The organism is Salinisphaera sp. SWV1 (assembly GCF_052044155.1).
Taxonomy (GTDB): domain Bacteria; phylum Pseudomonadota; class Gammaproteobacteria; order Nevskiales; family Salinisphaeraceae; genus Salinisphaera.
Genome location: NZ_JBQDYE010000070.1, coordinates 1 through 9,419, shown reverse-complemented (window position 1 = coordinate 9,419; position 9,419 = coordinate 1). Strand labels below are relative to the sequence as shown.

Below are 9,419 nucleotides of genomic sequence, written 5' to 3'. Positions count from 1 at the left end.
ATAAATATCAAGACAGACAGCCCAATTATCACGACCGGTTCACAGCTTGATGCCATCACTACAGAGACAGTCAAGCAAAGCGGTGAGATTAAAAAAACAGAAGACACCCGTCATGAAGCACAAGCAATAAAGAGTAGCGAGGCAAGCTTTAATGCGGTAGTTTATCACAGTTAAATTGCTAACGCAGTCAGGCACCGTGTATGAAATCTAACAATGCGCTCATCGTCATCCTCGGCACCGTCACCCTGGATGCTGTAGGCATAGGCTTGGTTATGCCGGTACTGCCGGGCCTCTTGCGGGATATCGTCCATTCCGACAGCATCGCCAGTCACTATGGCGTGCTGCTAGCGCTATATGCGTTGATGCAATTTCTATGCGCACCCGTTCTCGGAGCACTGTCCGACCGCTTTGGCCGCCGCCCAGTCCTGCTCGCTTCGCTACTTGGAGCCACTATCGACTACGCGATCATGGCGACCACACCCGTCCTGTGGATCCGGCCCATTGGCTGCCTCCCACACTTGGATATGCCTCCTCGGAGCCTTATAGAATTGTTTATAAGACTTGCGCATTATTTGACCTCCAATGCGAACAAAGGGAAACCGCTGTGGTCTCCCTTTAGTGAGTTCAATTAATTATCCACGGTCAGAAGTGACCAGTTCGTTCTTCTCCCACCAACGCTTAAGGTCGAACGAAGGGCAAGCCTTCGGCGCCACCTCATGATGGGCGCGAAGCACAGCGCCTTCGTACTTAGCCAGCAGTGTGACAAGCAGTGAGCGAAGGGATTGCATTTGGGCTGGCGTAAAGTTAGCGTCGAACTTACCTTTATCGTCGATACCACCAACAAGGCAGACGCCGATAGAGTTGTGGTTGTAACCCTTAGCGTGAGAGCCTACAGCCATCTCATCTCGTCCTGCCTCCACAGTACCGTCTCGCTTGATGATAAAGTGGTATCCCACATCGAGCCAACCCTGCTCTTTGTGCCACTGGCGAATCTCACGGACACCAACATTCTGACTTGGCTTGGTAGCCGAGCAGTGAACAAAGATTGCGTCAGTAGATTCACGTTGTTTAAACTGTACACGAGCCATTATTTCTTTCCTCCTTTCCTTTTTAATCTATCAAAGGGGACCCGGATCCTCTACGCCGGACGCATCGTGGCCGGCATCACCGGCGCCACAGGTGCGGTTGCTGGCGCCTATATCGCCGACATCACCGATGGGGAAGATCGGGCTCGCCACTTCGGGCTCATGAGCGCTTGTTTCGGCGTGGGTATGGTGGCAGGCCCCGTGGCCGGGGGACTGTTGGGCGCCATCTCCTTGCATGCACCATTCCTTGCGGCGGCGGTGCTCAACGGCCTCAACCTACTACTGGGCTGCTTCCTAATGCAGGAGTCGCATAAGGGAGAGCGTCGAGATCCCGGACACCATCGAATGGCGCAAAACCTTTCGCGGTATGGCATGATAGCGCCCGGAAGAGAGTCAATTCAGGGTGGTGAATGTGAAACCAGTAACGTTATACGATGTCGCAGAGTATGCCGGTGTCTCTTATCAGACCGTTTCCCGCGTGGTGAACCAGGCCAGCCACGTTTCTGCGAAAACGCGGGAAAAAGTGGAAGCGGCGATGGCGGAGCTGAATTACATTCCCAACCGCGTGGCACAACAACTGGCGGGCAAACAGTCGTTGCTGATTGGCGTTGCCACCTCCAGTCTGGCCCTGCACGCGCCGTCGCAAATTGTCGCGGCGATTAAATCTCGCGCCGATCAACTGGGTGCCAGCGTGGTGGTGTCGATGGTAGAACGAAGCGGCGTCGAAGCCTGTAAAGCGGCGGTGCACAATCTTCTCGCGCAACGCGTCAGTGGGCTGATCATTAACTATCCGCTGGATGACCAGGATGCCATTGCTGTGGAAGCTGCCTGCACTAATGTTCCGGCGTTATTTCTTGATGTCTCTGACCAGACACCCATCAACAGTATTATTTTCTCCCATGAAGACGGTACGCGACTGGGCGTGGAGCATCTGGTCGCATTGGGTCACCAGCAAATCGCGCTGTTAGCGGGCCCATTAAGTTCTGTCTCGGCGCGTCTGCGTCTGGCTGGCTGGCATAAATATCTCACTCGCAATCAAATTCAGCCGATAGCGGAACGGGAAGGCGACTGGAGTGCCATGTCCGGTTTTCAACAAACCATGCAAATGCTGAATGAGGGCATCGTTCCCACTGCGATGCTGGTTGCCAACGATCAGATGGCGCTGGGCGCAATGCGCGCCATTACCGAGTCCGGGCTGCGCGTTGGTGCGGATATCTCGGTAGTGGGATACGACGATACCGAAGACAGCTCATGTTATATCCCGCCGTTAACCACCATCAAACAGGATTTTCGCCTGCTGGGGCAAACCAGCGTGGACCGCTTGCTGCAACTCTCTCAGGGCCAGGCGGTGAAGGGCAATCAGCTGTTGCCCGTCTCACTGGTGAAAAGAAAAACCACCCTGGCGCCCAATACGCAAACCGCCTCTCCCCGCGCGTTGGCCGATTCATTAATGCAGCTGGCACGACAGGTTTCCCGACTGGAAAGCGGGCAGTGAGCGCAACGCAATTAATGTAAGTTAGCTCACTCATTAGGCACCGGGATCTCGACCGATGCCCTTGAGAGCCTTCAACCCAGTCAGCTCCTTCCGGTGGGCGCGGGGCATGACTATCGTCGCCGCACTTATGACTGTCTTCTTTATCATGCAACTCGTAGGACAGGTGCCGGCAGCGCTCTGGGTCATTTTCGGCGAGGACCGCTTTCGCTGGAGCGCGACGATGATCGGCCTGTCGCTTGCGGTATTCGGAATCTTGCACGCCCTCGCTCAAGCCTTCGTCACTGGTCCCGCCACCAAACGTTTCGGCGAGAAGCAGGCCATTATCGCCGGCATGGCGGCCCCACGGGTGCGCATGATCGTGCTCCTGTCGTTGAGGACCCGGCTAGGCTGGCGGGGTTGCCTTACTGGTTAGCAGAATGAATCACCGATACGCGAGCGAACGTGAAGCGACTGCTGCTGCAAAACGTCTGCGACCTGAGCAACAACATGAATGGTCTTCGGTTTCCGTGTTTCGTAAAGTCTGGAAACGCGGAAGTCAGCGCCCTGCACCATTATGTTCCGGATCTGCATCGCAGGATGCTGCTGGCTACCCTGTGGAACACCTACATCTGTATTAACGAAGCGCTGGCATTGACCCTGAGTGATTTTTCTCTGGTCCCGCCGCATCCATACCGCCAGTTGTTTACCCTCACAACGTTCCAGTAACCGGGCATGTTCATCATCAGTAACCCGTATCGTGAGCATCCTCTCTCGTTTCATCGGTATCATTACCCCCATGAACAGAAATCCCCCTTACACGGAGGCATCAGTGACCAAACAGGAAAAAACCGCCCTTAACATGGCCCGCTTTATCAGAAGCCAGACATTAACGCTTCTGGAGAAACTCAACGAGCTGGACGCGGATGAACAGGCAGACATCTGTGAATCGCTTCACGACCACGCTGATGAGCTTTACCGCAGCTGCCTCGCGCGTTTCGGTGATGACGGTGAAAACCTCTGACACATGCAGCTCCCGGAGACGGTCACAGCTTGTCTGTAAGCGGATGCCGGGAGCAGACAAGCCCGTCAGGGCGCGTCAGCGGGTGTTGGCGGGTGTCGGGGCGCAGCCATGACCCAGTCACGTAGCGATAGCGGAGTGTATACTGGCTTAACTATGCGGCATCAGAGCAGATTGTACTGAGAGTGCACCATTGCGGTGTGAAATACCGCACAGATGCGTAAGGAGAAAATACCGCATCAGGCGCTCTTCCGCTTCCTCGCTCACTGACTCGCTGCGCTCGGTCGTTCGGCTGCGGCGAGCGGTATCAGCTCACTCAAAGGCGGTAATACGGTTATCCACAGAATCAGGGGATAACGCAGGAAAGAACATGTGAGCAAAAGGCCAGCAAAAGGCCAGGAACCGTAAAAAGGCCGCGTTGCTGGCGTTTTTCCATAGGCTCCGCCCCCCTGACGAGCATCACAAAAATCGACGCTCAAGTCAGAGGTGGCGAAACCCGACAGGACTATAAAGATACCAGGCGTTTCCCCCTGGAAGCTCCCTCGTGCGCTCTCCTGTTCCGACCCTGCCGCTTACCGGATACCTGTCCGCCTTTCTCCCTTCGGGAAGCGTGGCGCTTTCTCATAGCTCACGCTGTAGGTATCTCAGTTCGGTGTAGGTCGTTCGCTCCAAGCTGGGCTGTGTGCACGAACCCCCCGTTCAGCCCGACCGCTGCGCCTTATCCGGTAACTATCGTCTTGAGTCCAACCCGGTAAGACACGACTTATCGCCACTGGCAGCAGCCACTGGTAACAGGATTAGCAGAGCGAGGTATGTAGGCGGTGCTACAGAGTTCTTGAAGTGGTGGCCTAACTACGGCTACACTAGAAGGACAGTATTTGGTATCTGCGCTCTGCTGAAGCCAGTTACCTTCGGAAAAAGAGTTGGTAGCTCTTGATCCGGCAAACAAACCACCGCTGGTAGCGGTGGTTTTTTTGTTTGCAAGCAGCAGATTACGCGCAGAAAAAAAGGATCTCAAGAAGATCCTTTGATCTTTTCTACGGGGTCTGACGCTCAGTGGAACGAAAACTCACGTTAAGGGATTTTGGTCATGAACAATAAAACTGTCTGCTTACATAAACAGTAATACAAGGGGTGTTATGAGCCATATTCAACGGGAAACGTCTTGCTCTAGGCCGCGATTAAATTCCAACATGGATGCTGATTTATATGGGTATAAATGGGCTCGCGATAATGTCGGGCAATCAGGTGCGACAATCTATCGATTGTATGGGAAGCCCGATGCGCCAGAGTTGTTTCTGAAACATGGCAAAGGTAGCGTTGCCAATGATGTTACAGATGAGATGGTCAGACTAAACTGGCTGACGGAATTTATGCCTCTTCCGACCATCAAGCATTTTATCCGTACTCCTGATGATGCATGGTTACTCACCACTGCGATCCCCGGGAAAACAGCATTCCAGGTATTAGAAGAATATCCTGATTCAGGTGAAAATATTGTTGATGCGCTGGCAGTGTTCCTGCGCCGGTTGCATTCGATTCCTGTTTGTAATTGTCCTTTTAACAGCGATCGCGTATTTCGTCTCGCTCAGGCGCAATCACGAATGAATAACGGTTTGGTTGATGCGAGTGATTTTGATGACGAGCGTAATGGCTGGCCTGTTGAACAAGTCTGGAAAGAAATGCATAAACTTTTGCCATTCTCACCGGATTCAGTCGTCACTCATGGTGATTTCTCACTTGATAACCTTATTTTTGACGAGGGGAAATTAATAGGTTGTATTGATGTTGGACGAGTCGGAATCGCAGACCGATACCAGGATCTTGCCATCCTATGGAACTGCCTCGGTGAGTTTTCTCCTTCATTACAGAAACGGCTTTTTCAAAAATATGGTATTGATAATCCTGATATGAATAAATTGCAGTTTCATTTGATGCTCGATGAGTTTTTCTAAGAATTAATTCATGAGCGGATACATATTTGAATGTATTTAGAAAAATAAACAAATAGGGGTTCCGCGCACATTTCCCCGAAAAGTGCCACCTAAATTGTAAGCGTTAATATTTTGTTAAAATTCGCGTTAAATTTTTGTTAAATCAGCTCATTTTTTAACCAATAGGCCGAAATCGGCAAAATCCCTTATAAATCAAAAGAATAGACCGAGATAGGGTTGAGTGTTGTTCCAGTTTGGAACAAGAGTCCACTATTAAAGAACGTGGACTCCAACGTCAAAGGGCGAAAAACCGTCTATCAGGGCGATGGCCCACTACGTGAACCATCACCCTAATCAAGTTTTTTGGGGTCGAGGTGCCGTAAAGCACTAAATCGGAACCCTAAAGGGAGCCCCCGATTTAGAGCTTGACGGGGAAAGCCGGCGAACGTGGCGAGAAAGGAAGGGAAGAAAGCGAAAGGAGCGGGCGCTAGGGCGCTGGCAAGTGTAGCGGTCACGCTGCGCGTAACCACCACACCCGCCGCGCTTAATGCGCCGCTACAGGGCGCGTCCCATTCGCCAATCCGGATATAGTTCCTCCTTTCAGCAAAAAACCCCTCAAGACCCGTTTAGAGGCCCCAAGGGGTTATGCTAGTTATTGCTCAGCGGTGGCAGCAGCCAACTCAGCTTCCTTTCGGGCTTTGTTAGCAGCCGTTACTAGTGCGCCTGATCCCAGTTTTCGCCACTCCCCACTTCCACCAGCAACGGCACATCCAGACGGGTACAGTTTTCCATCAGTTGATGAATCTGCTTCGCGACGGCATCAACATCATCTTTATGAACTTCAAATACCAGTTCATCGTGTACCTGCATGATCATACGTACACGCGGTTGCTCAGCCTGTAACCACGCATCAACGGCAATCATCGCCCGTTTGATAATGTCGGCGGCGGTTCCCTGCATTGGCGCGTTAATGGCTGCACGTTCAGCCGCTGCACGACGAGCACCATTGCTGGATTTGATATCCGGCAGATACAGACGGCGTCCGTCCAGCGTTTCAACGTAGCCCTGCTCTTTCGCCTGAGCACGGGTGCGTTCCATATACTCCAGCACGTCAGGGTAGCGTTCGAAGTAAAGGTCCATGTACTTCTGCGCTTCTTTACGTGGAATGTTCAATTGCCGCGCCAGACCGAAAGCACTCATGCCATAAATCAGACCAAAGTTGATCGCTTTCGCGCTACGGCGTTGCTCGCTGGTGACGGTTTCCAGTGGCAAACCAAACACTTCTGCCGCCGTTGCCCGGTGGATATCTTTTCCTTCCGCGAATGCGGTCAGCAAGCCTTTGTCACGCGAAAGATGCGCCATAATGCGCAGTTCAATCTGCGAGTAGTCCGCTGAGACAATCACATAATCCTCTGGCGCAATAAACGCCTGGCGGATACGACGACCTTCTTCGTTACGCACCGGAATGTTTTGCAGGTTAGGATCGGTTGACGATAAACGTCCCGTTGCAGTTACTGCCTGGTGATAAGAGGTATACACACGCCCGGTTTTCGGGTTGATCATCAGCGGCAGCTTGTCGGTGTAGGTCGATTTCAGCTTCGCCAGACCACGATACTCCAGAATCACTTTTGGCAACGGATAGTCCAGCGCCAGTTCTTCCAGTACCTCTTCCGACGTTGACGGCGCGCCACCCGGCGTTTTCTTCAGCGGTTTAATGCCCTGTTTTTCAAAGAGAATGGTTTGTAACTGCTTGGTGGAAGAAAGGTTAAATTCCTCACCTGCAATTTCATGCGCTTTCTTTTCCAGCTCAGCCAGACGAAGGGTGAGCTCTTCAGAATGATTGTGCAGCACTTTCGGATCGATCTTCACACCGTTACGTTCAATGCGTGAAAGCACCGGCACCAGCGGCATTTCGATATTCTCGAAGACGTTCAACGGCCCTTTGTGTTTTTGCAGATCCGGCCACATTTTCAGATGCAACTGCAAGGTGACATCTGCATCTTCGGCGGCGTAACGTCCGGCTTCTTCGAGGGCAATCTGGTTAAAGGTCAGTTGATTTTTGCCTTTACCAGCAATCTCTTCAAAAGTGATGGTTTTGTGCTTCAACCAACGTTCCGCGAGGCTGTCCATATCGTGACGCCCGGCAACGCTATTGAGAATGTAGGACTCCAGCATGGTATCAAACGCAATCCCACGCAGTTCAATGCCGTAGTTCGCCAGAATACCGCGATCGTATTTCAGGTTTTGCCCGACCTTCAGCGCCTTTTCATCTTCCAGCAGCGGTTTTAGCAACTCGAGTGCACGCTCGCGAGAGATTTGATCGGGCGCATCAAGATAATCATGAGCAACCGGAATATATGCCGCTACGCCTGGCTCGATAGCAAAAGAAAGCCCGACCAGGTTAGCAGAGATGTTATCAAGGCTGTCGGTTTCGGTATCAAATGCAAATACCGGCGCTTTTTCCAGCTTCGCAATCCACGCTTTCAGTGTTTCTTCATCAAGGATGGTGACGTAGTTGTCATAAGAAATCATGCCCTGGAAATACAGGTTCTCGGTGATACGAGTCTGCGCGTCTTTCAGGGCTTCATCGACAGTCTGACGACCGCTGGCGGCGTTGATCACCGCAGTACGCACGGCATACCAGAAAGCGGACATCTGCGGGATGTTCGGCATGATTTCACCTTTCTGGGCGTTTTCCATGGTGGCGGCAATACGTGGATCTTTCGCCAACTCTTCCTCGTAAGACTTCAGCGCTACGGCACCCAGCGGTTTGTCTTTATTAACCGCTTCCAGACCTTCATCAGTCAGCAGATAGTTTTCGAGGAACTCTTTCGCCAGCTCTTTGTTCGGACTGGCGGCGTTAATACCTGCGCTCAGCACGCCAACGAACGGTTTGGATGGTTGACCCTTGAAGGTCGGCAGTACCGTTACACCATAATTCACTTTGCTGGTGTCGATGTTGGACCATGCCCACGGGCCGTTGATGGTCATCGCTGTTTCGCCTTTATTAAAGGCAGCTTCTGCGATGGAGTAATCGGTGTCTGCATTCATGTGTTTGTTTTTAATCAGGTCAACCAGGAAGGTCAGACCCGCTTTCGCGCCAGCGTTATCCACGCCCACGTCTTTAATGTCGTACTTGCCGTTTTCATACTTGAACGCATAACCCCCGTCAGCAGCAATCAGCGGCCAGGTGAAGTACGGTTCTTGCAGGTTGAACATCAGCGCGCTCTTACCTTTCGCTTTCAGTTCTTTATCCAGCGCCGGGATCTCTTCCCAGGTTTTTGGCGGGTTCGGCAGCAGATCTTTGTTATAAATCAGCGATAACGCTTCAACAGCGATCGGGTAAGCAATCAGCTTGCCGTTGTAACGTACGGCATCCCAGGTAAACGGATACAGCTTGTCCTGGAACGCTTTGTCCGGGGTGATTTCAGCCAACAGGCCAGATTGAGCGTAGCCACCAAAGCGGTCGTGTGCCCAGAAGATAATGTCAGGGCCATCGCCAGTTGCCGCAACCTGTGGGAATTTCTCTTCCAGTTTATCCGGATGCTCAACGGTGACTTTAATTCCGGTATCTTTCTCGAATTTCTTACCGACTTCAGCGAGACCGTTATAGCCTTTATCGCCGTTAATCCAGATTACCAGTTTACCTTCTTCGATTTTCATATGGCTGCCGCGCGGCACCAGGCCGCTGCTGTGATGATGATGATGATGGCTGCTGCCCATGGTATATCTCCTTCTTAAAGTTAAACAAAATTATTTCTAGAGGGGAATTGTTATCCGCTCACAATTCCCCTATAGTGAGTCGTATTAATTTCGCGGGATCGAGATCTCGATCCTCTACGCCGGACGCATCGTGGCCGGCATCACCGGCGCCACAGGTGCGGTTGCTGGCGCCTATATCGCCGACA

Annotated in this window: 6 protein-coding genes and 4 pseudogenes; 7 read left to right on the top strand and 3 right to left on the bottom strand. The window is 52.1% G+C overall.

The annotated features are described in order from the left end of the window. Both ACS8YF_RS19110 and ACS8YF_RS19105 read left to right on the top strand, forming a co-directional pair. Window positions 1–153 (top strand): annotated as a pseudogene (locus ACS8YF_RS19110) (YopD family type III secretion system translocon subunit); the annotation flags it as partial. 47 nt (window positions 154–200) lie between these two features. Continuing rightward, window positions 201–494 (top strand): annotated as a pseudogene (locus ACS8YF_RS19105) (MFS transporter); the annotation flags it as partial. Between the two features lie 138 nt (window positions 495–632). On the opposite strand, the gene ACS8YF_RS19100 reads toward ACS8YF_RS19105, so the two are convergent. Then, on the bottom strand, window positions 633–1,088 hold the full coding sequence (locus tag ACS8YF_RS19100) for a peptidoglycan recognition protein family protein (protein WP_015979355.1): 456 nt from the start codon (window positions 1,086–1,088) through the stop codon (window positions 633–635). Here ACS8YF_RS19100 and ACS8YF_RS19095 point away from each other — a divergent pair. From ACS8YF_RS19095 to ACS8YF_RS19085, 3 genes and pseudogenes are all read left to right on the top strand, one after another. Then, window positions 1,074–1,418: pseudogene (locus ACS8YF_RS19095) on the top strand (MFS transporter); the annotation flags it as partial. The gene ACS8YF_RS19100 and the pseudogene ACS8YF_RS19095 overlap by 15 nt on opposite strands. Window positions 1,419–1,497: 79 nt before the next feature. Then, the gene (gene lacI, locus ACS8YF_RS19090; RefSeq protein WP_000805902.1) at window positions 1,498–2,580 is read left to right on the top strand and encodes a DNA-binding transcriptional repressor LacI; all 1,083 of its coding nucleotides are present in this window, start codon (window positions 1,498–1,500) and stop codon (window positions 2,578–2,580) included. A 49-nt stretch (window positions 2,581–2,629) separates the two neighbouring features. Then, window positions 2,630–2,971 (top strand): annotated as a pseudogene (locus ACS8YF_RS19085) (hypothetical protein); the annotation flags it as partial. A 17-nt stretch (window positions 2,972–2,988) separates the two neighbouring features. Here the strand turns inward: ACS8YF_RS19085 and ACS8YF_RS19080 are convergent. Continuing rightward, on the bottom strand, window positions 2,989–3,357 hold the full coding sequence (locus tag ACS8YF_RS19080; protein ID WP_000538659.1) for a hypothetical protein: 369 nt from the start codon (window positions 3,355–3,357) through the stop codon (window positions 2,989–2,991). Between the two features lie 31 nt (window positions 3,358–3,388). Here ACS8YF_RS19080 and ACS8YF_RS19075 point away from each other — a divergent pair, with 31 nt between their 5' ends. Both ACS8YF_RS19075 and aph(3')-Ia read left to right on the top strand, forming a co-directional pair. Further along, window positions 3,389–3,580: a Rop family plasmid primer RNA-binding protein gene (locus tag ACS8YF_RS19075; protein ID WP_000165985.1), complete on the top strand. Its 192-nt coding sequence runs from the start codon at window positions 3,389–3,391 to the stop codon at window positions 3,578–3,580. Window positions 3,581–4,716: 1,136 nt separating this feature from the next. Beyond that, window positions 4,717–5,532 carry an aminoglycoside O-phosphotransferase APH(3')-Ia gene (gene aph(3')-Ia / locus ACS8YF_RS19070; protein WP_000018329.1) on the top strand — a complete coding sequence of 272 codons (816 nt, stop codon included), beginning with the start codon at window positions 4,717–4,719 and terminating at the stop codon, window positions 5,530–5,532. Between the two features lie 693 nt (window positions 5,533–6,225). Here the strand turns inward: aph(3')-Ia and polA are convergent. Next, window positions 6,226–9,234 carry a DNA polymerase I gene (gene polA / locus ACS8YF_RS19065; protein ID WP_271293282.1) on the bottom strand — a complete coding sequence of 1,003 codons (3,009 nt, stop codon included), beginning with the start codon at window positions 9,232–9,234 and terminating at the stop codon, window positions 6,226–6,228. Window positions 9,235–9,419 lie beyond the last annotated feature (185 nt).

Coding starts and splice junctions, on each gene's coding strand:
- ACS8YF_RS19100 (WP_015979355.1), bottom strand. CDS start 1,088: ATGGCTCGTGTACAGTTTAAACAACGTGAATCTACTGACGCAATCTTT.
- ACS8YF_RS19080 (WP_000538659.1), bottom strand. CDS start 3,357: ATGGGGGTAATGATACCGATGAAACGAGAGAGGATGCTCACGATACGG.
- polA (WP_271293282.1), bottom strand. CDS start 9,234: ATGGGCAGCAGCCATCATCATCATCATCACAGCAGCGGCCTGGTGCCG.